At 34.1% G+C, this 26,133-nt stretch carries 25 protein-coding genes and 1 tRNA gene; 4 read left to right on the top strand and 22 right to left on the bottom strand.

The annotated features are described in order from the left end of the window. Positions 1-7: 7 nt before the first annotated feature. The 6 genes from AC1W31_RS02130 to AC1W31_RS02105 form a co-directional block, all read right to left on the bottom strand. Positions 8-1,105 (bottom strand): HigA family addiction module antitoxin, encoded by a 1,098-nt coding sequence (locus tag AC1W31_RS02130; RefSeq protein WP_481732747.1) that lies wholly within the window; start codon positions 1,103-1,105, stop codon positions 8-10. 70 nt (positions 1,106-1,175) lie between these two features. After that, the gene (locus AC1W31_RS02125; RefSeq protein WP_481732746.1) at positions 1,176-1,508 is read right to left on the bottom strand and encodes a type II toxin-antitoxin system RelE/ParE family toxin; all 333 of its coding nucleotides are present in this window, start codon (positions 1,506-1,508) and stop codon (positions 1,176-1,178) included. A 75-nt stretch (positions 1,509-1,583) separates the two neighbouring features. Then, complete coding sequence (locus tag AC1W31_RS02120) at positions 1,584-1,892, bottom strand: hypothetical protein (RefSeq protein ID WP_481732745.1); 309 nt, start codon at positions 1,890-1,892, stop codon at positions 1,584-1,586. Positions 1,893-2,033: 141 nt separating this feature from the next. After that, positions 2,034-3,194 carry a phospholipase D-like domain-containing protein gene (locus AC1W31_RS02115; RefSeq protein ID WP_481732744.1) on the bottom strand — a complete coding sequence of 387 codons (1,161 nt, stop codon included), beginning with the start codon at positions 3,192-3,194 and terminating at the stop codon, positions 2,034-2,036. 2 nt (positions 3,195-3,196) lie between these two features. Further along, positions 3,197-3,898, bottom strand: coding sequence for a hypothetical protein (locus AC1W31_RS02110; protein WP_481732743.1), 702 nt, complete (start codon positions 3,896-3,898; stop codon positions 3,197-3,199). A gap of 5 nt (positions 3,899-3,903) precedes the next feature. Further along, on the bottom strand, positions 3,904-4,551 hold the full coding sequence (locus AC1W31_RS02105; protein ID WP_481732742.1) for a hypothetical protein: 648 nt from the start codon (positions 4,549-4,551) through the stop codon (positions 3,904-3,906). Positions 4,552-4,698: 147 nt separating this feature from the next. Here AC1W31_RS02105 and AC1W31_RS02100 point away from each other — a divergent pair, with 147 nt between their 5' ends. Further along, on the top strand, positions 4,699-4,911 hold the full coding sequence (locus AC1W31_RS02100; RefSeq protein ID WP_481732741.1) for a hypothetical protein: 213 nt from the start codon (positions 4,699-4,701) through the stop codon (positions 4,909-4,911). Between the two features lie 82 nt (positions 4,912-4,993). On the opposite strand, the gene AC1W31_RS02095 is transcribed toward AC1W31_RS02100, so the two are convergent. From AC1W31_RS02095 to AC1W31_RS02020, 16 genes are all read right to left on the bottom strand, one after another. Continuing rightward, positions 4,994-5,683, bottom strand: coding sequence for a hypothetical protein (locus tag AC1W31_RS02095; RefSeq protein WP_481732740.1), 690 nt, complete (start codon positions 5,681-5,683; stop codon positions 4,994-4,996). Between the two features lie 236 nt (positions 5,684-5,919). Then, a complete protein-coding gene (locus tag AC1W31_RS02090; protein ID WP_481732739.1) occupies positions 5,920-6,519 on the bottom strand; it encodes a hypothetical protein in 600 nt (199 codons plus the stop codon). A 253-nt stretch (positions 6,520-6,772) separates the two neighbouring features. Then, positions 6,773-8,905 carry a protein kinase domain-containing protein gene (locus AC1W31_RS02085; protein WP_481732738.1) on the bottom strand — a complete coding sequence of 711 codons (2,133 nt, stop codon included), beginning with the start codon at positions 8,903-8,905 and terminating at the stop codon, positions 6,773-6,775. A 3-nt stretch (positions 8,906-8,908) separates the two neighbouring features. Next, positions 8,909-9,856, bottom strand: coding sequence for a hypothetical protein (locus AC1W31_RS02080; RefSeq protein WP_481732737.1), 948 nt, complete (start codon positions 9,854-9,856; stop codon positions 8,909-8,911). A 228-nt stretch (positions 9,857-10,084) separates the two neighbouring features. Then, positions 10,085-11,062 carry a relaxase/mobilization nuclease domain-containing protein gene (locus AC1W31_RS02075; RefSeq protein WP_481732736.1) on the bottom strand — a complete coding sequence of 326 codons (978 nt, stop codon included), beginning with the start codon at positions 11,060-11,062 and terminating at the stop codon, positions 10,085-10,087. Beyond that, positions 11,059-11,622, bottom strand: a complete 564-nt coding sequence (locus AC1W31_RS02070) for a hypothetical protein (protein WP_481732735.1) — start codon at positions 11,620-11,622, stop codon at positions 11,059-11,061. The genes AC1W31_RS02075 and AC1W31_RS02070 overlap by 4 nt, the downstream gene beginning before the upstream one ends. Before the next feature lie 205 nt (positions 11,623-11,827). Continuing rightward, complete coding sequence (locus AC1W31_RS02065; RefSeq protein ID WP_481732734.1) at positions 11,828-12,340, bottom strand: hypothetical protein; 513 nt, start codon at positions 12,338-12,340, stop codon at positions 11,828-11,830. After that, complete coding sequence (locus AC1W31_RS02060; RefSeq protein ID WP_481732733.1) at positions 12,324-13,034, bottom strand: nucleotide-binding protein; 711 nt, start codon at positions 13,032-13,034, stop codon at positions 12,324-12,326. Before AC1W31_RS02060 ends, AC1W31_RS02065 begins: the two co-directional genes overlap by 17 nt. Then, positions 13,034-13,375, bottom strand: coding sequence for a hypothetical protein (locus tag AC1W31_RS02055; RefSeq protein WP_481732732.1), 342 nt, complete (start codon positions 13,373-13,375; stop codon positions 13,034-13,036). The genes AC1W31_RS02060 and AC1W31_RS02055 overlap by 1 nt, the downstream gene beginning before the upstream one ends. 256 nt (positions 13,376-13,631) lie before the next feature. Continuing rightward, the gene (locus AC1W31_RS02050; protein WP_481732731.1) at positions 13,632-16,310 is read right to left on the bottom strand and encodes a BT4734/BF3469 family protein; all 2,679 of its coding nucleotides are present in this window, start codon (positions 16,308-16,310) and stop codon (positions 13,632-13,634) included. A 131-nt stretch (positions 16,311-16,441) separates the two neighbouring features. Continuing rightward, positions 16,442-16,747, bottom strand: coding sequence for a helix-turn-helix domain-containing protein (locus AC1W31_RS02045; protein ID WP_481732730.1), 306 nt, complete (start codon positions 16,745-16,747; stop codon positions 16,442-16,444). Positions 16,748-16,830: 83 nt separating this feature from the next. Beyond that, complete coding sequence (locus AC1W31_RS02040; protein ID WP_481732729.1) at positions 16,831-17,736, bottom strand: hypothetical protein; 906 nt, start codon at positions 17,734-17,736, stop codon at positions 16,831-16,833. Continuing rightward, positions 17,733-18,959, bottom strand: a complete 1,227-nt coding sequence (locus AC1W31_RS02035; RefSeq protein WP_481732728.1) for a site-specific integrase — start codon at positions 18,957-18,959, stop codon at positions 17,733-17,735. Before AC1W31_RS02035 ends, AC1W31_RS02040 begins: the two co-directional genes overlap by 4 nt. A 177-nt stretch (positions 18,960-19,136) precedes the next feature. Continuing rightward, a tRNA-Asn gene (locus tag AC1W31_RS02030) sits at positions 19,137-19,210 on the bottom strand. A 119-nt stretch (positions 19,211-19,329) separates the two neighbouring features. After that, on the bottom strand, positions 19,330-19,962 hold the full coding sequence (rsmG, locus tag AC1W31_RS02025; RefSeq protein ID WP_481732727.1) for a 16S rRNA (guanine(527)-N(7))-methyltransferase RsmG: 633 nt from the start codon (positions 19,960-19,962) through the stop codon (positions 19,330-19,332). A 56-nt stretch (positions 19,963-20,018) separates the two neighbouring features. Further along, positions 20,019-21,140 carry a glycosyltransferase gene (locus AC1W31_RS02020; RefSeq protein ID WP_481732726.1) on the bottom strand — a complete coding sequence of 374 codons (1,122 nt, stop codon included), beginning with the start codon at positions 21,138-21,140 and terminating at the stop codon, positions 20,019-20,021. A gap of 232 nt (positions 21,141-21,372) precedes the next feature. Here AC1W31_RS02020 and tgt point away from each other — a divergent pair, with 232 nt between their 5' ends. From tgt to AC1W31_RS02005, 3 genes are all read left to right on the top strand, one after another. Beyond that, positions 21,373-22,506: a tRNA guanosine(34) transglycosylase Tgt gene (gene tgt, locus AC1W31_RS02015; RefSeq protein WP_481732725.1), complete on the top strand. Its 1,134-nt coding sequence runs from the start codon at positions 21,373-21,375 to the stop codon at positions 22,504-22,506. A gap of 92 nt (positions 22,507-22,598) precedes the next feature. After that, positions 22,599-25,028, top strand: coding sequence for an SLBB domain-containing protein (locus tag AC1W31_RS02010; RefSeq protein ID WP_481732724.1), 2,430 nt, complete (start codon positions 22,599-22,601; stop codon positions 25,026-25,028). Positions 25,029-25,038: 10 nt separating this feature from the next. Then, on the top strand, positions 25,039-26,124 hold the full coding sequence (locus tag AC1W31_RS02005) for a Wzz/FepE/Etk N-terminal domain-containing protein (RefSeq protein WP_481732723.1): 1,086 nt from the start codon (positions 25,039-25,041) through the stop codon (positions 26,122-26,124). The last annotated feature ends 9 nt before the right edge of the window (positions 26,125-26,133 follow it).

Here is a 26,133-nt window from a genome sequence, read left to right as displayed (position 1 = left end):
ATAATGTTTAACAATCTTTCAAATCAATCGGAACAAAAAAGTGTTTTCCAAAATAATAAGGAATCATTTTTTTATGCTGAAACCGACCAACAATCATGGCAGGATGAGTTCCAAATCTTTCAGCAAATACAGTCGCTTTTTGCTCCGTAAGTGGAAAATTATCCAATACTATCTTCTCTTCCGCTTCCGAAAAGGTCAATTTTATTGCGTAGTTATCAGCTTCAAGTTCTTTGATTTTATCTGTCTCAGAATAGTCAATTGACTCAATGAAAATATCGTTTTTCCCATGTAATAGAATATGACCTACTTCATGGAAAAATGTAAACCAAAAAATGTCATTTTGCTTTTGTCGCCCCGATAATTGTATAATTGGTGTATCTCCAATCCAACGAGTTGCCCCATGATTTGGAGCTTTTGACAAACAAGGAACAAATACAACTTTTACACCTACCGACAAACATTTATCTTGCAACTGTTCAGCAAAATCATCAGGTTGTATTCTCATAATTTCCTTTAATTCAGGCAAAATAGCTTTAAAAGCCTTTTCTGAATATACTGGTGCTTCTAATTTTTTTGCTAATAATTCTCCAATTCTTAACCATGCTGAAATGGCGTATGGCTCTTTTGTATGTGATAATGAAATTCTAAAAGCCGATTTTAATTGCTGGTCTAAGTAATAATTTTCCCAAGCCTTTGGTGAAGCTACACCAAAAAATTGGAGCAATTCATTTTTTTGAGCTACTCTATCTGTGTGTGTGAAAGTAATCAACCCTAATTTAGATAAATCTTTTAAAGGAAATTTTTTTGCCCATTCTACTTCTTCTGCAAGAACAGATTTACGTTTTTCTCTGGCTATATATTCATCATATTTTTGTTGTGTATTGAGCCAAAAACGGGCAGGAATTTTTAAAACGCTTTCAAATAATACTGCCATGTCGGGTGTAATGGCACTTTCTCCTTTTAATATTGCCGTTATTGTTTTTTCTGGTTTCCCTGTTCTAACGGCAAATTCTTTGGGACCCATTTTTAATTCGTTTAGTTTTTCTTCTAATGTTTCGCCAGCGTGAGCCACTGACTGAGGGAAGTATTGATTTGGCTTTGACATGGTTTTGCGGTGGTGTTTGTAAAGGATTTCAAAGTAACAGTTTGGGGAGTCAAAGGAATTATAATGCAACTCAGTGATAATTTACAATCTCTATAATTTCTACTCCAACAATTTCTATCCAAATATATTGTCCATCTTCATTGGTTGGAATTGGGACTTCATGGGGTTCAAAAATAAGACGATAAGGTTGGTCAAGATCGCAAGCCCATTGACCTTTTCTGTCATTTTTGAGTTCATGATAATGTCCTGCTAAATGTCGAACATCCTCTAAGGTATCGGCACTGGCAAGCTGCGAAAGTCTAAGTTTAAGTTTTGTAGCTCTTAACTCTCCTAATTCTTTTTTGGATAGACGGTCATCATTGGCAAGTTTTTGGAGTTTATTTTTGGAGAAGGTAATATTCATTTGCAAAATTAGGGTTTTAATTAACACTAAGTGTAAATTTTTTATAATTTATTTTTTGATAAACATTTTTTGCTATTAATTCATATCTACTTGATAATCAATATTATACTTATTTCGATAAAATTTCATATAGGATACCACACACTTTGGGTCAATTAATAAATAGTATCTCAATAATCTTTTGAACTCTAATAATATGTCAGAATCAAAACAATAATCTAACAGATTATCCAATAAATGCTCTATCCTGTTTTGGTCATGACTTTGAGTTTCAATGATGAAAGTGACATCGGATTGAAAACTTTTAAGGTATTGTTTGGCTAATAATTTTCTTGATTTTTCCATTTCTCTGATGGCATTAATCAATTCAAAATTCGTTTCCATATTTAATTTTCAATCTTCAATCAATTCAAAACGTCTGTACTGCACACACAATCTACGATGAAATTATCCACCACCCATTTCTCTACCAATATCCCAATATTTTACAATTTCTAAACATCAATATCATAAATTATCAAATTTCTAAAAACTCTCAGCCTCCAAAACCCGTTTCCTCTCAATCAAACCCATTTCTTCCTTAGCAAAATAGTTTTCAAGGGTAATTAAATCTCCCGTTTGAAGTACATAACGTGGGTCGTTTTGTAGGGTTGATAATTGGCTTGCCAATTGCTGAACTTTATTGACTAATTGCTCAATAAATACTTGTAATTCGTCCATTCCTACGCCTGTGAAGTCCATGTTTCCAAAGGCGATACCTAATTTGAGTTCGTTCAAAATTTCTTGGAGAGCTTCCAGGTTATTTTGGTCGTAGGCGGCTTTTAGTTTTATGAAAACTTGGTGTGCTTTTTCTTTGAATTCTTCCTTCACCAATGGACTATCTGGATGACAAAGTTTTACAGCTTCTCGGTATAATTGTTTCAGCGTTTCTTGTAAAGTTGTATCATTTCCTTGCTCAATCGTCTGATTATCTTCTTCAATAGTTGCATGAAACGACTCCCAACGTTGTTGGGCTTCTTGTTCTTGGCGTTTACTTTCTGGCTTTTCCGTTAATTTAGCTTTGCGTTCGAGAATGACTTTTTGTAGCCACAATATTTCACCGATGATAGTTTGAAATCGAACTCGGTAGGAGGCTTCGTACAATTGGATATGTTTCTCAACTTCTGCTAACTCTATTTCTAACCAACTAATTTGAGCATTGGACAATTTGATTTGATTTTGAAGTGATTGTACCAAAGGCGACAAAATCACGCCTTCGTCTTCATTGAGTGTGCTTGTGAGTAATTCAAATTGTCTTAAAAAATCATCAATAGCCTCTTGATTGTCGGTCAGCATGATGGATTCGCTGTTTTTATGGAATCCGTTGTAGGTATAATTTGCCGAGCCTGTTAGCAAAATAGTCTTATCAATGATGCAAAATTTGTGGTGCATAAAAGCCTTATCCGCCACAATGAGTTTGCCGCCTATCTGTTTGAAACCATCAAAATCTAAGGAATAGGATTCATCAAAATTCTTGGAATCATTGGAAAGTACAAGTATTACCCGCACGCCTGCCTGACGTTTGAAAACGAGTAAGTTCAGAATGTCTTGGTCTGTAAACCACGCTACCGCAATCTGAATACTTGATTGTGCCGTTTGAATTTGTTCAAGTACGAGTGGTTTTAGTCCTTTAAAATGTGCTTTCATGGTTACAGGATAATGAGGCTATAATCGTCTTCTTCGATGTCTGGATTATTTTTGATGTATTGCCAAAAGGTTTCTTCGCTTTTGAGGGCTTTGGAAATGGTTTTTAAAAAGACTTTAAATCCCTTCGGATTGCTTTGATAATGTTCTAAAATATGCTTGCTGATGGCATCGGTTGCCAATAAACAGACAACTTTATCTTTGGGAATTGTACCCGACCGAAAGCCTAATTCGTTGGGAAATACCGACCAATTGAGTAAATGCGTACCTCCTGAAAGTTGTTCGGGTCTTTGAAAAGGGTAACTTTCCAAACGATTATTGGCATAAAAAAACACGTGACTATCTCCAAAAGTAAGCCAATGAAATTCATTTTCTGTTTGCCAAACTGCCACTAAGGTACTGGCACTGCCTTCTTGATAAAAGCGTTTGAGTTGGAAAACGTCTTGTTGCATTAATGGCTCATATTGTTGGACAAATGCCTCCGTTAGTGGTTCTAACCAAGTAATAAATTTCTCAAAAGTGTGAATGGGAGCATCTGGTAGATGTTTTAGTAGAAATTCCGCCCACTCGCCACACAAAATACCCGTACCGCCCGCACCATCCGCCAATGCCCATACATGAGGATGCTCTACCCAAATACGGTCTTCGTTTGGGAGGGGTGATGGGCTATTGTGGGTTTTGGAAATGGTTTGGGCAAGATAAATCATCAATTTTAAACAGAATTTTTTAAATGCTTTTCAAGTTTTTTAATTAACCAAACGCCTTTCTCAATTAAACTTGGATTATTGGAATTCAAAAGTTCGTAGGATTTATTAAGTAGCATATCAAACTTAGGAGATAAATTACTCTTATTTATATAATCCATAAAATAAAATCCATCATCATCTTCCGAAACCTCAAACATATTTTCGACATTATATTCGTTTAAGCAAGTTTCCCAATAATCAAATAAATCTTTTTCGATAATCACTCTTGGATATTTAGCGAACTTGCTTTCAAGCTCATAAGCTCTATTCATTCCAACTCCCATTAATAGTTTTTTGGTATGTATTACTTTACCAATAGTTACGCCACCTCGAAGAAGTATATTTTCTGATAAAAATAGATTAATTAGTTCTTGTAGATGAATCATAAAAAACATTGAATCATCCATTTTAAAACTTTTACAACTTAGTACAAAAGAGTCTGAAAATTGGGTGAATTGAAAATCTTGTGTAGCATTTAATACGCTAAATATCTTTGAGGACTTAGTAATTACATTTGAAATTTTCGTATAGTCATTAGTTTTCTCAGCACACTCTATGAGTTCTTTGAAACCTAAAATGTCAATAAATGCTATTATTCTATCTTCTGATTTCATATTTGATTTTTATAATTTGAGTTAAGAAAGTTTAGGAGAACATCGTTTAATGCTATAAAAATCCAAGAACATTTTTTTTGTAATATTTTTTGAGTCTAAATTCAAGCATTATTATAAAAACAAAAGTTAAAAACAAAATCAAAAACAATGGTACAAAAATTTAGAGTTGTTAAGTATGAACCTTTTAAAAGTACAGGAGCAACAACATCGGAAGCATTATTTACTACTATGACTACCCCCGAAAAAGTATTAGAGACTTGCAAGGACGGGTTTACTTCAAGAGAAGACGCTGAAAATTATAAAACAGCAATTTGGGAGCGTAACCCTTTTGCTCGTTTTAAGGTTGAGCCATACTTCTAAATAATTCATTCCTTATTTGGTAGAACCACTCCGTCCCACGTAGGAGAGTGTTCTACCGACTAAGGAAATAAAGTCCAAAGAGTCATAGGACGAATTTTGGCAGATATTTATTTCCTATTTCATTTATCATCCTAAAAAAGGCAGGTGTTACTTTATCAGCTTGTTTTTTAATTTTTTCATCCACTTTACTCATCAAAAAATTAAAAAGAGGTAAATAATTCCTAATATTCTCATTTGAAGGACATTGAAGAACTGCTGCTGAAATAGTAAGATAAAACTCATCTGTTGCTTTGGGAAGATTAATAAAAACTGTGGCTTGTTCATTTTCAGTATCATCTCGATGAGCAATAAATTCATTTCTTAGTTGTATTATATTTTCATGAATTTCTAAAATTCCCTCATTACTTTCATCAAAAAGGTCTTTTTTATTTAAACTACCATAACCTCCCTCATTTGAGTTAAAACATTTTGCATACGTAACTACCAAAGAATGAAACAAACTTTTTTCAACTAATTTATTATTTACTTCTGTTTCTCCCAATTTAATAATTTCATTTGCACATAGTACAACATGATTTAAATCACATTTTATTAACATTAATGAAACTATTTTTTTCGCTAAAAAAGCGGGTACTACCATTTTAGTAACATCACCTTCTTTAAGAGTTTCTCTTTCTAAGAGTAGTGAAATAAGCTTTTCCTTTGGATATAGATAACTTTCCATATAATGTAAATTTTTCTTGTTGCTATTACTTGCTGATTGCCTTTTCATTATTTGCGATTTTCCAAAAAACACTATCTTGTTTCTATGCCTGATTTTCTCACCAGATAGTTTACCTTCATTGACTTGTAGAACCACTCCGTCCCAATAGATTCTTACCCTATCATTCATCTTGCGTCAGAAACGCAAGTGTTTGATTATCAATAAATTATGATAAAATTAAATAGCGAGTTGCTAACGCACGATGGATGGTAAGGATACTATCCACGGGACGGAGATACGCTTATTTATATCGCAGGATGTGCTATAACAGAGGTAAGACAGTTCTTACAGTATTTATGAAAATATAATGGATTTGCCTCTACATCGACTCTATCAAAACACTCGAACCTTATTTCTGTTGCAAGAGTTGCTTTATTTGCAGATAGAACAGGATCAATTTTTCTTCTTTCTACGTTGTACATAAAGACATTAAAACCTATTATCAAGTCTATACTTATTACATTCTGTTTTGCTCCGCATACATACACTATGTTTGGGCATTCAGCAAATAATTGGTAAGCAACTGTATTAATTCCGCCTTTACAACAGTATAACATAACTATTGCTCTTTCTGCCAAACATGAGGACCTACAAATAACTTGTCCAATCTCAACCCAAGATGTCATAAACAGGTCGTTGTCTGTAAAGCAAGTTTCGTCGCCGTGACCTGCAAAGTACAAGTAATCATATTTAATGCCCAAATTCAATGCTTTCTCAATTTCATCCAGTGATTTTACATCTTTGTGTTCCACATTGATATTATAGTGACTTGCGTAAGAATATATTTGACTAATTGAAACGTCTTCAATATCCGATGATACTCTTATTACTAATAAATTTTTCATTTTATAAATGGATTTTGTGGATTTATTTTTGTGTCAGAGTCAAGTGTCGTTTATTGGACTCCAACTAAGCTGTCTATCTTACAAAACTTTGTTAGGTTCTACTTCAAGTACATAGTTTTGAAGGGTAATAAGTTCTATTTTATTTGCCATACTTGTTATTTTATTTCCCTAAATTTTCAAAAACAAAATTCGCATTTCAAAATTTTAACAAATTTCGGTTATATGGCATAACTATTTCTGATTAGTAACCACCTCATATTTCAGCCATTACCTCATCTATAAACTCATCATTTAATAAAGGTTGAAATACTCTTTCATATATAGCATTATTCCATCTTAAATGATACCAATCAAATTTACCCATATATTTTTTAGTTAATTCGATAGACCATGGTAAAGATTTATTCCAACATAATTTTTCCCAGTCCCATTTATTTTCATATTTTTCTATTAACTCAAAAGACCATGGTAAAGCATTATTGTCACTTAATTTTTCCCAATTCCATTTACTTTCATATTCTTCAATTAATTCAAAAGACCAAGGTAATGATACGTTTTCACTTAAACATGACCATTTCCAATGTATTTCAAATGTTTTAATTAAATCTAAACACCAAGGTAAGGATGGGTTTTTGCTTAAAGAAAACCAATTCCATTTATTGATGTATTTCTGAATTAAATCTACTGACCATGGTAGAGAAACATTTGTACTGAATCCACCAAATCCTAAAAGATACCCGTCAGGACCCCAACTCCATTTATTTTCATATTTAAGAATTAATTCAAGTGACCAAGACAAAGTATCATTACTACTTAACCCACCCCATCCAGTCCGCTTCTTTCCATGACGGCTTATTTTGGACTCATACATCTCAATTAAATTAATAGTCCAATTTATCCCTTCATTACGACATAAATACCCCCAATCCCATTTGTTTATATACTTTTCAATTAGTTCAATTGACCAAGGCAAAGATTTGTTTCCGCCTAACATTTCCCAATCCCATTTATTTTCATACATTTCTACTAATTCCAATGACCAAGGTAAACCTTCATTTTGACTTAGAGAATACCAACTCCATTCAGTACTATTCTCTACATAATTCTGAATAAACTTGATTGACCATGGTAATGCTTCATTTCGACTTAAATTGGTGTGATCCCATTTATTATAGTAATTTTTAATCAATTTTTCTGACCAAAGTAAAGATTTATTTTGACTTAAATAACCCCAATCCCACTTATCTTCATATTTCTCTATTAATTCAATAGAACAAGATAAGGATATGTTTGAACTTAAATAATCCCAATCCCATTTATCTTTATATTTGTCAATCAATTTTTCATTCAAAGAATATTTACGTGAAACTTGATAAACAAACAATTTTCTCCACCGCTCATCACTCAAAACCAGCTCCTTCAATCTCTCCCTCTCAAACTCCAATTTCCCATCCCTCTGCCCATCAACCAACCAATTAATCCAAGCCACATCCTGCAACAAAGGCATTAAATCAATCGTACTTAAATTATTTAGATTTCCCTGTAATTGGCTTAACAATAGCGGTATTTTTACTTCGGGTAATTGCCACAAAATGGTCTTTATCGAGCTTTGGGCAAAGTTTTGGTAGTCGGTATCTTTCAAAATAATGCCGTCACCGTTGTAGTGTTCATTAAAAAGTTTGGGTTGGTGCTGTAAAGCTAAAAGCGTTATTTGCAGAACCAACAAACTGAAATCATCCAAGTTTTTATCAAAAAAATAAGCATCTCTTTTGGGGTGCTGGTAACAAGGGCTACCCATTTCGTTGGCTTTTCGTCCACGCAAGGCGGGTACAAATACGCCATCGTAGTCAATCAGTTTTAGTTTTCCATCGGGCGTAACAATCAAATTATCGTGCTTTATATCCCCGTGGGCAATGGGTTGTTGTTGCAGCCACCAAGCCAAATTACAAAACTGAAAATAGAGGTTTTTGAGGGCGGGCGTATTGTTTTGGGTACAAATTTGTTCCAAATAATTATCTAAGGTTTTGCCCTCAACCCATTCCATCAAAACCACGGGGTAGCCTTGTCCTTCGTCGTTGTCGGTTTCTACCCAAAGTTCATCTTCGAGGTAAGTAAAATCCACAAAATACGGAGAAGGGTTTTGTTTGAGGTATGCCGCAATGAGTCCCAAACGTTCTTGGCGTTCGTTGGCTTCGGTATAAAAACATTTGAGGGCATAGAGTTTGTCTTGGAGTTTTAGCTTAAAAACAATCGCCAAACCACCCGTAGAGTACCAAGGTTCATCGGGATAATTGGGGTTGGGTATCACTTCCACGCTTTCCAAAGTACGGAAAGAGTCCTGCCCAATCATGAGCGATATTTTGTATTCTTGGGTAGTAGGGAGCATCTATTAATTGGTTTTAATGGTTTTTGTGCCAATGTCTAAGCACTTAATCATATCACTCACCGAGGCTTGAAAAGTCATTGCCACGTATTCGGTACTTTCTCTTAAATCCGTCTTTTTCACCTCCGTAGCAATCCGTTGTTTAAACGCCAGCGGCAACATACTACTCATATCATAAAGCAAACGAGACTGTTTATTTTGCGGTAATTCGTCCATACTTTCTGGAAAAACAACCGATTGCTCCGTTGAGGCAGAAATATGAACGTTAAATAAAAGTGTTTTGCCGTAATGAGTTTTGGTTTGGCGTAATTGGTAGGCTTTTTCTAATAATTGGTCAGGTTGGCAATCCGTTTGCTCGCCATCGGTAATATTGATAACAATGGGCGGAAAACTGTTGGCGTGTTGGCTCGTCCAATCATTCAAGATTTCGGTGCATTTATCAAAAGCACTCCCCATGGGCGTAAGCGATGCTGCCACGGGCGAAAACCAGTAAACTACGGGTATTTTCACTTTGGTTTCGCCCTTGAAAGTCCGCCTAACTACTTCAATTTCACCATTATTGCCTGTAGGATTTTGTTTCAATTCTGCGGGCGAAACAAAGGTTTTACCAGCGAGATTACCTTCCCATAAAATTTGAGCTTCTTTTGATTTTTGACCATAACCAATCACCGAAATATCAAAATAGTGGCGTGGTTCAGCTTCGGTTTTTTGGCAAGCGTTGATAAGCTCATTGATGGCATTATTAACGTACAAAGCCACCATTTCAGCTTTTGATTTTGAAGTATCGCCACCCCAATTGTCCTTCATACTACCACTTTGGTCAATTAAAAACACAAAGCAAGCAGGTCTGTCTCTATTGATACGAGTTTCATAATCAGTCGTTTGCGTTTCAATTAGGATGTTTTCTCCAATTTGGGATAGCGATTGAGAGGTAGTTTTTTGAAGTGATTGCATTTGAAAAAATTTGGGTATTATAATTTCTTTGCAAGATAGGGGATTTAGTGTGGATTTGAATATTGGTTATTAGGGAAAAGTATTTGAGATATGTAAAGTAAAGGCTCTAACGAATCTATGGATAAAATTTTCAAGTTTGTCGCACTCGTAAACCCTATCAAAGAATATTTTGAAGGATTAGAAGTAGAAAATATACATAATTTGTGTTCGAGGCTCTGTCAGAATAAATTATAGACTCATTCCACCCATTCGCCTTTGCTGGTCTTTCTTCTTCTCTTCTTTCGAGCGTATATCTTTTACTAATTCAGCATCATTTACATTTGCATGACCACTTTGAGGAGTCTTGATTTTCAACGTGGTAGCTTTTTCAAATTGCTCTTTTTCCTTCAAAATATTCCCTTGATTTTCTTCTTTCAACTCATCTTCTGATTTTTTAGGGATATGTTCACTTTCGAGCTGTCGAATTTGGACTTGTTCTTGGATTCGTTCTTCAATCTTTTGTTTGGAGTAATCACGTCCTAAATCGCTGCCTTTGGTTTTTACCCCTGTGGATTTATCGACAAACGTTATTCCTCGCCCAGTGAAAGATTTTATGCCTACCTTAGTTAAGCTCTTTTGTAAATCTTCAAGATTTTTGACCTTGGGATTTTGAATTCCTAAATCAATAAATTTCTTAATTTTTTGAGCATGGTCGTTTTTCAAGCTATCCTTTTTATCTTCTCGGATTCCCTCTGTGGGAGTCAGATGATATTTTTCCTCCATTTTATGAGCAAAATCAACAATTCTGTAATGGTCATTACTGTCTTTTACTGAAACTTTACCATTTTCATCAACGATGTTTCCGATGAAGTGAATGTGTAAGTGTTTCTTATCGTCATGCTTGACAGATAACCACTGATTGAAACCAAACTCTTCAGCAAATTCTTCACTGATTGCTGCTAAGATTTCGTTGCTTGGGCGTTCATTATGTGGGAATGAAAAGATTTGATGCCAGCACGGTTTTTTCACTCTACTGTTTAAATTAGCTTGTGATTGCATCATCTCATTTGCCATTGAAATATTGATTTCTGTCTCGCTATTCATCGCCATTTGTAAGGAGTCGGAGATACCCACTAACTCACCTCTGATGCTTTCCTGCTTATCATTAATACAATATTCGATGCGACCTTTAAAGCCACTACTTCGTCCAACTTTCTTTCCAATCATTTTTGCTTTTTGATAATTTCTTGATACAATTTTTCTAATTGTTCTTGCTCTTCGCCAATCCTTTTGATAGCCATATTTTCACCCAATTTTTCCTCTGAATTAAGGTCTTCAACGATGGTTTTCAATCGGTCTGAAACGTCTTTAATCTTAATTAAGTACATTCCAGATTTAGTCAATTCCGTAATCTTTTTATAAATTCCTTGAACTGCCAAACGAATATTCTCAGAGTCTTTTTTGAAATCATTTGATTGTAAATAGGGTACATCCTTACTCTTTGCCATAAGAATAAAAGCACTCGCCAAACGACTTGAATCAATCAAAAGTTTACGGGTTTCTGCATCAATTTCAGCCATTGAAAATATGATACTTTCTTCTCCCAAAAGTTTTTCTCGAATGAAAACTGAGAAAGGAGTATTGGGCTTTACTCGTAAATTCTCCTTTCTCAGTTTTGCTTTTTCAGTAGGCGAAATCTTGAATTTAAACTGCACCTTTTTCTCAGATTCTGGCAGCAAAGGGCGACCAATTTTATTGATTTTTTCTTCTGAATTTAAGTTTTCCATTGCTTTAAAAAATATGAGCCAAAGGCGAATAAACTCCATTGTAAATGGCAAGGGTTTTGGGGTACACCAAAACATAACTTGCCCCTACTTCCGCATTGAAAATATAGTGGAATTTGAAAAAAGTCGAAAAAAGCCTAATTGGTTTGAATTGGTTTCAATCAGTTTGAAAATAGTCTAATTGGTTATAAAATAGCCTAAATCATGTTTAATCAGCCTTTGAAATGGGTACTATTATTGATTTTACAATTGGGGAATAAAAATAGTGCTTCCCAACCTTCGCATTTTTTAAGGTAATTGCTGGTTTCAAAACAATATATTTATTGTCCAATTTATCAGATTGAATCTCAGATTTTTCAAGCAATTGTTCAATCTCATCAGCGTATTTGTAATACTTAAATCTCTGCCCAAAATCGTAATAAACGTACCCTACCCATAGTAAAATTCCTGCGAAAATTGTAAAGGCAAAAGTTGGCACAAAATAAAGCCAGAACGCTTGCCCTTTGGTAGTCAATTGTACAGGCTTAATCTGTTTTTGAATAGCCTGTACAATTTCCCTTGTCACTTCTGTCGAAGCATTTAGACTCTCAACTACTTTTGCGAAATTATCTTGGATTGTGTCCACCAAAACGATACTAAATTCATCCGCTTGGTAGTTGTGTCTAACCAGTAATTCAGCCTTAATTTTATTGAGTTCATCTTGACTAATTTTGGATCTCATCTTTGAAATTTTCGGTTAATTCTTTCTTCAATCTTAATCTCGCCCCTGTTTGATAATCACTCAATGAATAGCCTTTTCTTACACCGTCTAAAATTTGACTTCCCAAATTTGAACTTGGGTCAAAATCTGCAAATTGCCTTAGTGGTAGATTCATTTTTTTGCAATTTTCAGACAACTCTTCGGCTAAATTTTGAAAGTTATTAAAAGTTGTAATGCTCTTCCAAATCGTTACATCAAAATCGCCATTCAACGATTTCAAAATTTTCTTCATGTAGTCCACCGACGATTTATAAGCACCACCACCTCCGATGACCAAATGAAAATGAGCATTAAACCCCAATTCTTCCATAAATTCTTTTAGCGGCAAATCTCTGTCAATTAAGGCTGGGACTTGTTCACTTTCGGGAGCTCCAAAATCAAAAAAGACATTATTGAAAGGTAGATTTACAATACTTTCAAGATAAGACACAAGATTATCTCTTACCAAAACTTCTTTGTCATTCAATAATGAGAGGGTTTCCATACGGTTCTCTCCCAAAAATTTAAGCTGTCTGGTAGATGTTTGCGTGGAACTATCCACATCGACAAAAAGAGATTGATTTTTATCAGCGTCCTTAGCGAGTCCCAATAAATAGGTTAGCATACTTTTACCTACGCCACCTTTTGCTTGTACTATAAAATGTAATTGTTTCATTATTTTGAAAATTTGGATTTAACGGTTTTGGGATTATTTATTTCATCTGGGTCAGTCCAATCAATATCACTGAGTGATGTATTTGATTTTGGACTATTAGAAATCTTAGGCTTGTCTTTCGCTGCAATATTGGATTTTACTTTATCCATAAAATAAAATCTACAATACTTTATGTCGGATTCAGATACGAGATTATCAACCTGTAATTCTTTATTTATTGTATCAGCAATGAACGCTAATGAAGCTGGTAATTTGATTGTAGTATCAAAAAGCTCCCACAAAGCACGTTTGCGTTTCTTGTCTTTCTTGCGATACATTTCTATCAAAAATTCTATGTTCATTTTGAATGATTTTTTCTTTTTATACTTGTGTGGCGTGCCACAGCACAAAAAGTGCCACAAGGGGTTTAACTAATTGATAATCAGTATTTTATGTTTTTAATTTTGTGGCACTCCAATGCCACAAGTGCCACAAAGTACCAAATGCCACACTTTGCCACAAAAATGCCACACTTTTTAAAGATATAAGTAATTGATAATTAGATAGTTATAGTTAGAAAATAGTATTTGTGGCATTGTGGCACTATTTTTTTTATTTTCACGAAGTGTTTTTTATATTTATAAAATCTATTCCCAATTCATCTTTCAGTTTTAAGTATTTGATTTTGAACGAGTTACGAGCATAATCAGTTTTGTTAGGTTCTGATTCTTGTGAGAATCTTTGCTTTTTAAAGAAGTTTTGCCTTATTTCTTCACTCTGAGAGTCTAAACCTTCAAAAGCTAAAATCTCATCTTGAAGCGTTTGCATACTTGGCGGAAGTACCTCAAATCGGTTTTGTCGCTTAAATTCAACAGTATATTTTTGATAAAGTCTTTGAAGATTTATCACAATATCTTGTCCATCAAACTTGTGATGAACCCCCTCTATAATCAGTCCTCGATCAAACATTTCTTGAACAATATCGAAGAACTCCTGCAATGATGATTTCTCTTGAACCAATTTTTCAGAAGTCAAGATTGATTTCACACTTCTTTCAATAAAATCATTCAGAATTGATGCTTGGTCTGTTGATTCACACATTACTATTTTACCTTGAACCGATAAAATAAAGGGTACAGTCAGTATTTGTGCTACATTGTAGATGTACCTTGGATTACCTATTTTGTGCTTTTTCAAATGGTCTTCCAAACTCATTCTGAGCAAATTATAGACTTTCTTAAAATCCTTCTTGATTAAATCACGATATTGCCAAATCTCACGGACGATGTTTGTAATCCCACCTTCTTGCATTATTAGGAGTTCTCGGTAGGCTTCTTTCTGCTCCTCAGTTCGCTTGCGGTTATTATTTACCAATACCACTAAACGACTAAAAAACGGCTCGTCTGCGGGTAGTGCTGGTAAGAAGTTTGAGGCAAAACCAATGGTACATTTTGGCACTAAATCCGTAGTGTCCAAGTAGCTTTTTGAATTCATATTCATTTTAGAATATGCCTTATTATCGTAGCTGGCTTGAAACAATGAAGTTAGCGGATGATTAGGAAAATACTCATCACCAAACTGATAGCCATTGTGCCTCTGTTCGATTTTAGCTACGAATGCAGCTTCTGTATTTTTACCTTTCAAGTTTATTGTCATAGCCTTACCATCAGCACCAAACACATAATTCATGTGATAGAATAAGGTACTTTTTGCGGTGCCAGGCAATCCAGTAACAAATAGAATTGGAGAGAAAGAATTTGCTTCAATTCCAGTATCTCGAAAGAGTGAAAACAGTAAGAATGATGCCGAAAGAAAAGTCATTTCTTCGCTTTGAGCCTTTGAAAAACTCCTATACCATTCGTTAAATGTTACTTTGTTATCAATGAAAGTAAAAGGAGAATCGAACCCTTTATTAATTTGTGGTAGTGACAAATATTTATCCTTGTATTTGATGATACCAAACTTATCTGGGTGCAATATTTTACCCTCCTTTGAAATAGCACAATTGGCAAAGAAGTATAATTCTGTCTCAGGGTGTAATCCATAACGAAGAACTTTAACAGCGGACGAAAAAGTTGTACAAGTAAATAGAAATCGCCTCAACTGTTGCAACTGCTGGTAATTGATATTCATTGACAAACGCATTGCTCCTAATATTTTCTCTAAATTTTTAGGTTCAAAGAAGTCGTCATGGCTAACTTCAATGTAGCAAGGGGCTGCCGCTGGTAGTCTAATTTCCAAAATCCACGTGTGATTATTGTTCTCGTCAGTAGTTTGATATTTTATGAATATCAAGAATCCCTCAGCCACTATCATTTTAGCCTTACCCGTTGCAACTGCAATTTGAAAGTCTTGCAAGTCATAGGTCACATGGGTGTTAGACAATACATCTTCTGTTTGAATAACCGTGTTTGACGACTGAGAATACTCATTTTTGACAACAGTAAATCCACATTCTTTTGCACGGGCAAAGAAGAATGCTGGGTTATCAAAACGATTGGTTTTAAGACAGTTATCAAACTTATTATCTGTTTCTTTTGAATCATAATCGTTATGAAATTGACTGATAGAATGGTACATCTCACGCCCGATTTCTCCAAAAGTTGCCAAGGCAAAACCCAATTTTAGCCATGTGTCATAATCTCCCGTAATATCACTTCTGCCATTAGTGATTCTTTCCACTAACTTTTTTGCTCTAACTGATTCAGAATCAGGAATTTTGACTTCATTCTTTGATGATTCTTTCTCTATTTTTTTAGGTAAAACATCGAATATTTTAGCGTTAGGATTGTAGTAAATATTAGGGTCATAACTGACAAAACAAGCCCTACAAACATCTATCCCAGACTTGTCCGCCTCAATACCTATAATCTCCTTAAAATAGGCATTCAGTGTATTCCAAGCTACTTTATGGTCAGATTCATTAGTACGGACAATCAATTTAATACCCTTTCCAGAAGGGCTTAGAAACGACATTAACGTAAACGTATTGGTATATACGTTTGACATGAATTTTTCAAGGTTTTCTATATCATCATAGTCCAAACAAATCAGGCTACTATGGGAAATTAATCCATCTGCCTTACGTTGTTCAAAAATGCCTGAGAACGTAAAATAGTCCAGTTTCTTCTTTTGAGCATTCACTATTGCTTTATCATCCGAATTACGGATTATTTCAACATTCTGCCTGTATGTTTCAGATTTTATAAGAGCATAAGCATCTTCAATAAATATTGAAGATGTTGGTTTCAAAGACGTTATACCGCCTTTGAAAAAACTAAAATTATTGTTTGACATCTACCAGATTTTTTAGGTAAGGCAATAGGAATTCCGTAAACCTGGTTATATTTGCACCAGATTTTTATTGCTTTCTTAGGAACAAGCAAAGGATATTAGACCGTCAAGATGTTAGAGCATTTTGACGGTTTTTATTTAATGGTTGGGTCAGTGAAGAATCGCTCTACTTCGCTTGCTGGTATATAAAGTGTCCTACCTTTCTTCAAACTCTTAATTAGATTTTTACTAATAAGCCTATCCATTCTCGACCTGCTCATTTTTGTTAAGTCCATGAATTCTCTGGCTGAAAGATGTGTTGGCAAATGGGTATCTACTTCTTTTGATTTTTCGCTAAATTGTTGAAAGTAATCATCTAACATGCCCTTCATTTTATCAAAAAACTGTTCAAAGGGTATCACGACCATTTGTGGTACTTGATTTGTTTGTGTTTGATTCATCGTGAGTCGTTTTGTTTAATTCTGAGTAATTTTTCACAAATATAAATGTTTATCCAATAGGTTAAACATTTATATTAAAAAATTTATTGAAAGAATGACATTATTTTAGTTTTCTCTACAATAATCTGTTGTTCGAACAAATTTAAAATCTCTTTTAGATAAGCCTTTTCATTATCTGAATAACTTAATATTTCCTGTTCTAAGGATTTATAGAAAGTATTAGAAAGAAATTCGGCTATCCATACTGGTAGAGTAACTCCTTTACCAGAGGACATTTTATGAGTGAATAAAATAGAATTATTACAAAATGCATTAAACTTGAGAACAAAATATCGGAAATAATCAAATTCTTCGAACTCATTCAAAAATTGGGAATTTGTAATTGACAGAATCTGATTTATTTGTGTTAGTAAATCACTTAAGTTTTCTTGAAAATTTAAAATTTTAGGAAAATTAGGTGATGTTACGTAAAACTTTTCTACTATATATTTTTTAATTATTTCTTCTAACAAATCATTTACAAAAAGAATACTATATCTGTAACCATCACCTAAATTGGTAAGAATGAAATTCTTGTCATCAATTTCTCTTAAAATTGAAAATAGTGATATTGCATGATGTCTCTCATAAATTAAAAAATCTTGGAAAATATGATGATTTGTAGGCTTTAAAAATTCAACTGTATTGAGATTTCTTTTTACTTCATCAGTAAATGCCTTATCGTTTACTCCATATACATTATAACCTATAAAGTGGTTTATAAACTTATCTTGTGCATTTTGATAAGTTAATGAATCTTGCATCATAAATGCCATATAAGCACTTTTACAACGATTTGTTTTTCTTTTGAAAACAAAATCTATGTATAATTGATAGTATTCGTCTTGTTGGGTGTCGCTCAAAGAAAATACAATAGGAGAACGCTCTTTTCTCAAAAAGTATTTGATGGTTATTTTATTTTGTTTTGTTTTAATATTTGAGTTTATCATATCCCTAATACTGTAAAATCAATATTTTTTGTTCCTTCGATAACATCTAAAACATCCACTTCATAATAATTATTGGAAGTAGCTTCATTTGTATGACCAAGCATTTTCGATAAAACAGGGCGTTTCGCTCCAAATCTTACCCAAAGTTGTGCATTTGTATGTCTTGCAACCTTATTTGATATGTCCTTTGTAATACCTGCTCTTTTAGCAATTTTTTTCAACTTAAAATTATACTTCTGAGGTTCAATAAATAAGTTATCATCAAACATAAATTTTGTTTCGTTGTTGCTTGTACGATATTTCTCAATTATTTGTTGAGCTTTGGGAAACTTAAAAAGTGGAATAATTGCAGTCTCCCCATTTTTGTCTCTTTCTCCAACAATAATATCCCCAAAATCAGGATGATTTACAACATGCTCTTTCTTGAAAACCTGTAAATCATTATAATAGTATCCTGTATAAATCTGAAATAGAAACATATCTCTGTCTCGTTCCATTTCTAACTCGCTAATTGGGAATATTAAATTAATTAGCATTTGAATTTCATTTATTTCAAGAAAAACTCTGTTAGCTTTTTCTACTTTTATTTTCACATCTGCAAACAAAAAACGTGTTTGCTCTATTGTCAAGTACATTTCCCTTTCAGCTTGACCAACAACGACTTTGAATTTATCAAAATAGGATTTAACAGTTGCTCCTCCTAAGTTTTTTGTGATTTGAAGATACCTTTGAAAGCCACTAACCATTTTACTATTAAGCTCTGAAAATCTAATTTTTGGATTAAAATTATCAAGGTGCATTAAGAATATTTTGTACTTTTCTAATGTTGAATCATCTAATTTCTGATGAGGATTCTTGATATACTCTCGTGCATAATCATTGAAAATATTACCATCCCCTTTTCTTTTTAATTCTTTGAAGAGTTCGGTAAAAGAAAGACTATTTCCATAGTTCCTCTTCACAATTTTCATAATCTTATCCAAAAGCTCTTGAATTTCTTGATTAATCTCAAAAGATAGTGGATGTGTATTTTTCACATAATTTCCATAAGCACCACGATTATTTTTATTCCAATCATTTTTTGAAATCTTAGGGGCTTTGCCAAGCTTGACGAATCTTGACTTTCGCTCAATGGTAATTCTAACGTAAATAAAATATAACCCTGACTTTGAGGTTTTATTTCTATAATTGATTACTGGTTTTACAGTTAATGTTAAGCTCATAATGACAGTTTATTTAAAATAAAAGTCAAAAATCAACATAACATTTGATACAACAAGTCGAACGAATCAAGACGAATCAGGACGAAATAGCAAGACTATGAATAAAGAAAAAAACCTCGAAAGTATTGACTTTCAAGGTTTTAATTCGTTTTGAGTCGTCTGGACTCATATTGCAAGCTCCCTCTCCTGGGCTCGAACCAGGGACCCCATGATTAACAGTCATGTGCTCTAACCAGCTGAGCTAAGAAGGATTGTTGTTAATCGTGATGCAAAATTACGAATTATGACGTATTCTACAAGGGATTCTTTGAAAAAAAATGAAAGAATATTCAAACGGCTTGATAATCAGATTTTTAAGTTTAAAAATAATTTAGGTCATGGGTACGTGGACTACCATTTTTGTCTCAAAAAACTCTTCGGTGAAATAATCTGATAGTTCAAAGACTCTACTTTTCTTGCCTAACTCTTTTAATTCTTCTTTCAGATCGCCTCCTTTCAAGTACAAAATCCCATTTTTGTATTTGTTGTAGTTATTAATATTAATTTTACCCTTTACCCAAGTATAAAAAGGTAATAATCTCGTTACTGCTCTACTAACCACAAAATCAAATTCTCCTTCTACCAACTCAGCTCGCATTTGTTCAGCTTTTATGTTCTCTAAACCTAAAGCGGTGGCAATTTCATTGACAACCTTTATTTTTTTACCGATACTATCCACTAACAAAAATTGGCAGTTTGGATACAAAATTGCCAGAGGAATGCCTGGAAACCCTCCGCCTGTGCCTACATCCAAAATTTCTGTAAAGTCTTTAAAATCAACAACTTTGGCGATGGCTAATGAGTGAAGAATATGTTTTTCGTACAGATTATCAATATCTGCTCTCGAAATGACATTTATTTGGGCATTCCAGGTGGCATATAATTCGCCTAACTGAGCAAATTGTTGTTTTTGCTTGTCAGTAAGTCTTGGAAAGTATTTTTCTATTATTGTTGAATCGTTCATTTTTTTGTTTTTATTTTACATTCTATCGGACAAGTCTGTCCATAATATATACTTCACTACCGCCATCTCATTTTTTGTCTTCTTGGTATAAAATTATTAATTCCCATTATCAGGAAATATAGTGCGAAGATACCATCCCAAAAGGGTAATGTAATGATTTCGAGTGTATTATCTAATCGTTCATTGACTTTTGAAAACACAATCCATTGGCTAATTAATCGAAATAAAAAAACGATTAATATCCAGAAAATCAATGGTTTATGAAAAAATATTGGTATTAAAATCAAGTAACAAAGCCACGTTAAAATCTGACTTGCAGCCAATCCTCCTAAGTTAATTTTATGTTGAAATTTGTAGTGTTTACTAACCGAAAGGTGTCTTCTTTTTTGTCTGTACCACGTTTGCCAAGTGGTTTTTGGGAAAGAATACATGAAGGTTTCTGGGTTTAAACAAACTGCTGTGTTGTCTGCATTAGCAACATCATTCATAAATAAATCATCATCGCCTCCCACAATATTGGTATGTTTTGCAAAGCCTTTATTTTTCAGAAATAAGGATTTTCGATACATTAAATTTCGTCCAACGCCCATGTATGGCACTCCGATAAGGGCAAAAGAAAAGTATTGAACAACAGTATTGAATGTCTCGTAACGAATAAGATTATTCAAAAATCCTTTCTCTTTAAAATACGGTGAAAATCCCAAAACAATTTCTTTATCAGGCGTCAAACACTGCGCCATTCCCGCAATCCAGTTGTTGCTTTGTGGGCGACAATCAGCATCAGTAAGCAGAAGATTATTGTACTTTGCCGACTTGATTCCAAGCGTTAGTGCGTATTTTTTGGAAGACAAATGGTAAGGCGTTTCTTCTATTCGTAAGAATCTGATTTTTTGATATTCAGAACATTCTGTTAATAAATAATCAAAAGTACCATCATAAGAACGGTCATCCACGATGATAATTTCAAAGGTTGGATATACCTGACTATTGAGTAAAGGAATTAATGATTTTAGGTTTTCTAATTCGTTCCACGCACATACAATCACGGACACGCCTTCTGGCTTGCGAGTTTCATTTTCGGGAGAATCGTACTGATTTATTTTGCTAAAAACGAAAAAAATAAAATACAGTTGAAATGCAACGGATACAATAAAGATGATGAGTAAAAGTGTTACCAAAGTAGTCTATATCAAGGAGTTAGTGAAATTGGAGTGCAAAGATAGTTCATTAAGTAATAGAGAACAGTCAATAGCGTATAGTTTTTATGAATATGTTGTAATTTTGTGGGTAAAAAACTATTAGAAATCAGCCGTGAGCAATGAGCGGTGTATAGTAAATAATTAAAAATCATAAAATTGCGTAGTTAAGCTCATTGCTAAAAGCTGTTTGCGCACAACTCAAAGCTAAAATATGACTTTCGATATACAAACTACCGACCCTAATTCAAAAGCACGTACTGGGGTAATCACAACTGACCATGGACAAATCCAAACGCCTATTTTTATGCCTGTAGGCACTGCGGGAACAGTTAAAGCCGTTCACCAACGAGAACTTAAAGAAGACATAAAAGCCCAAATTATCTTGGGGAATACCTACCATTTATACCTTCGCCCGCAATTAAACATAATTGAAAAAGCGGGTGGACTTCATAAATTTAATGGTTGGGATAAACCGATTCTCACCGATTCGGGTGGTTATCAAGTCTATTCATTGGCAGGAACTGGGCGTAAGATTAAAGAAGAAGGTGTAACGTTCAAATCGCACATTGATGGCTCAACGCATTTCTTCACACCCGAGGGTGTTATGGATATTCAGCGAACTATTGGAGCGGATATTATCATGGCTTTTGACGAATGCACACCCTATCCATGCGAATACGGGTACGCCCGAGAATCTATGGAAATGACTCACCGTTGGCTAAAACGTTGTTGTGAACATTTTGATAAAACTGAACCAAAATACGGATATAGTCAAACACTTTTCCCTATTGTTCAAGGCAGTGTTTATAAAGATTTACGGGTAAAATCTGCCGAAGTAATCGCCAGTTTTGAGCGTGAAGGAAATGCTATCGGTGGTTTATCAGTTGGCGAACCCGCTGAAATGATGTATGAAATGACGGACATTATAACGGACATTTTACCGAAAGATAAACCACGCTATTTGATGGGCGTTGGCACTCCCGCTAATATCTTAGAAGGAATTGCTTTAGGGATTGATATGTTCGACTGCGTAATGCCCACCCGCAATGCTCGTAACGGAATGTTATTCACCACTGAGGGAACAATCAATATGAAAAATGAAAAATGGAAGGCTGATTTTTCAGCAATAGATTCAGGATTAGACTGTTACGCCAGTAAATTTTACACAAAAGCATACGTTAGACATTTACTCAAAGCGGATGAAATGCTTGGTGCTATGATTTGTAGTGTTCATAATTTAGCCTTTTATTTATGGTTAGTAGGGCAAGCAAGAGAACAAATTCAAGCGGGTACATTTAAGGTTTGGAAAGACAAAATGGTTGTAAAACTGATGCAAAGACTCTAACCGTTTGATAGTTTTGCTATAAAAAAATCAAGATTTATACTTACTTTTGCTTAAAATTATTCATAAAATCATTTAGAAAATTAATACTTATAATGACCCGCATTCTAAAAAGTATTCCTACAAGATATTTCTTATCATTCTCACGACTGACCTTGCTTATATTTTTGTCGTTGATTTCATTGAGTCTCTACGCTCAAAAGCCTAAAATTGAGGATTTATCTGACGATCAGATTAAAGAGTTTTTGCAAAAAGCTCAAGCAAGTGGCATGAACGAAGCTCAAATTGAAAAAGCTGCCTTAATGCAAGGTTATTCACCTGCTGATGTTGCCAAAATGCGTGATCGACTCAATAAATTGACGAATGATAACGCTAAGAAAAACACGAATGAGTCTGAAAATGGCACTCGGAAGACGAATGCGGTACAAGCTGGAAATAATAAAGTAGATAAAAATAATCCAGACAATAAAAAAGAAGATAATGAAAAGGATAAAGATGGAATGCCGAAAGATTCTGTTGAGAAAGATATTATAAAACCAAAAGTTTTTGGGATGTCCATGTTTGCAGCGGGTGGCTTATCTTTTGAACCAGATTTGCGTATTGCCACCCCAAAGAATTATCAATTAGGCCCTGATGATGAATTGAATATTGATATATTCGGAAATGCGTTGGATAATTATAAAGTAAAAGTAAGCACCGAAGGAACAATCAGAATATTGAACCTTAGCCCAATTTATGTCAATGGACTTTCGATTGAAGCGGCATCAGAAAGAATTGTTGGGCGTTTGAGACAATTATATCAAGGAATTAATGTGCCAGGAAGTGGCGTTTCAGCGCAAATTACTTTGGGAAATATTCGGAGTATAAAAGTAACTATTACAGGCGAAGTAACGAAACCCGGTACTTATACAGTTTCGTCTTTATCAACTGTTTTTAATGCTCTTTATGCCGCAGGAGGCCCATCTGAAAATGGTTCATTCCGTAATATTCGAGTAATTAGAGATAATAAAGTTGTCAAAATCTTAGATTTATACGATTTTTTATTGCGTGCCGACCAAAAGGATAATATTAGATTGCAAGACCAAGATGTTATCAGAATTGCCGAATATGAAACTCGGATTGAAGTATCAGGCGAAGTAAAACGCCCCATGATTTTTGAAGTTGAAAAGACTGAAAATTTAAAAGACGTTTTGCGTTTTGCTGGTGGATTTACTGATAGAGCCTATACCTACACCATCGGTTTGAAAAGAAATACTGCCAGAGAACAAAAATTAATGAATATTTCGCAGGATGAGGTGGCTACTTTCATACCCCAAAGAGGTGATAAATATACGGTTGGAGAAATTCTGGAAAGATTTGAAAATAGAGTAACTATTAGAGGTTCTGTTTTTAGAGAGGGAGATTTTGCCATTGAGTCAGGTGTAAATACCGTAAAAGAACTTATCAAAAAAGCCGAAGGATTGAAAGAAGATGCTTTCATGAATCGTGCAAATATTAGTCGTCAAAAAGAAGATAATGATTTAACCGTTATTGCTTTTGATTTAGGAAAACTAATGAGAGGAGAAATTGCTGATATTCCTTTAAAAAGAGAAGACGTTATTACGATTAGAAATATAAAATCTTTAAGAGAAAAAAGAATCGTAATGATTGAAGGCGAAGTAAATAAAGCTGGGAAATTTGATTACGTAGAAGGATTAACGATTGCGGATGTTATTGTTTTAGCCAATGGTTTTACGGATGGTGCCAGCAATGCTAAAATTGAATTATCTCGTAGAGTAAAAGACGATACTACTGGTTTGGATAAAGAACAAAATGTAAGAATTGAAGAATTTATAATCGATAAAAATCTAAAAATCACGCCAGAAGATGCCAGAGTAATGTTGCAACCTTTTGATAAAATATACGTTCATAAATCTCCCAGATATGAAAGTCAAAAATCAGTTTATATAGAAGGAGAAATAAATTATCCAGGCGCCTATACCATAAAAGATAAGGCTCAGAGAATCACAGATTTAATTAAATTGGCCGGTGGACTTAAAAATGATGCTTTTCCTAAAGGAGCCACATTTAGCAGAGATTCAACAAAAATTGCGATTGACTTGTCTGTTATTATTCAGAATCCTTCTGTTACAGAAAATATTTTATTGCTCGACGGTGACCGTCTATTTATTCCTCGTGAACTTCAAACGGTAAAATTATCGGGGGAGTTATTGAATCCTATTTCAGTAGCTTATCGGCCAAACCAAAACCTTAAAGATTACATTTCACAAGCGGGAGGATTTACGGATAAAGCAGCTAAACGTAGAGTATTTGTAAGATATGCAAATGGATTTTCCGATCAAACTAAAACATTTTTGTTCTTTACTACCTATCCCAAAGTAGAGCAAGGTTCAGAAATCATTGTCCCTGCTGTTCGTGATGATAACGCAAATAAATTATCCACTGGTGAAAGAATCGCAATTGTTGGAGCAGTTTCTTCACTTTCACTTGTGATTATCAATATTCTTAATGCCTTGAACAAATAATATTAATCCATTGGAAACGAAGAAAATACAAGAAAATACGGACGCAGAAATGACCATTGATATTGCTAAAATATTCAAGGTCATCAAAATAAATAAATGGACAATTCTGATTGTTACGATTGTTTCAGCGGCTTTGGGAATTTTTATTGCCATTAATATTCCGAACGAATACTCTTCACAAGTCCAAATCCTGCCTGAATTAGAATCAAAAGATGCTGCTGGGGGATTAAGCAAATTTAAATCATTAGCTGGCTTGGCGGGTGTAGATTTAAGTAGTTTAAGTTCAACCGAAGCCGTTCGCCCAGATTTATATCCCAATATTTTGCAAAGTACTCCATTCTTAATGGACGTAATGAGTATGAAAGTATTTGCAAGTAAGTACAAACGCTCGTTGAAAATGTCGGATTTTTTGGAAGAAAATACGAAGAAAGAATTATCCACTCGAATTTTTGGGGAATCAGATGTTGAGGAAGAAAAAGATATGCCAGTCATCAATCCCAAAAATATTCCTTTTGAAACCATTAGACTTAATAAAAAGCAAGACTTACTTATTAAGGATTTGCAGAAACGAATTGGGGCAACATTGGATAAAAAAACGGGCGTAATCAGCATTGCCGTAAAAATGCAAGACCCCGTTATTGCTGCTACGATTGTTCGTTATGCGCAAGATTACTTGACTAATTATGTGGTAAAATACCGTACTGAAAAGACATTACAGGACATAAAATTTTTGGAAAATCGTCTCAATGAAGCCAAAAGAAGATACGATAATGCACTTTACTCTTATTCAAGTTATCAAGACCGTAATAAAAGTTTGTTTTTAAATATTGCCAAAGACGAAGGCAAAAAAATGCAATATGAAGTAGATTTATCGTACAATCTTTATTCAGAACTTTCGAAGCAATTGGAAGAAGCAAAAATTAAAGTTCATCGAGAAACCCCAATTTTTAAAGTGCTCGAACCCGCTCAAATTCCTGTGAAAAAGAGTGAACCTAAACGCTCAGTAATGGTAATTGGATTCGCATTTTTAGGATTAATTATGAGTATTTTTTATGTATTAGCAAGAAATTATAAGTCATTAGGAATATTTGGATAAAATAAATTC

It is taken from the genome of Arcicella sp. (genome assembly GCF_964672035.1).
This window is presented reverse-complemented; position numbering and strand designations above follow the sequence as displayed.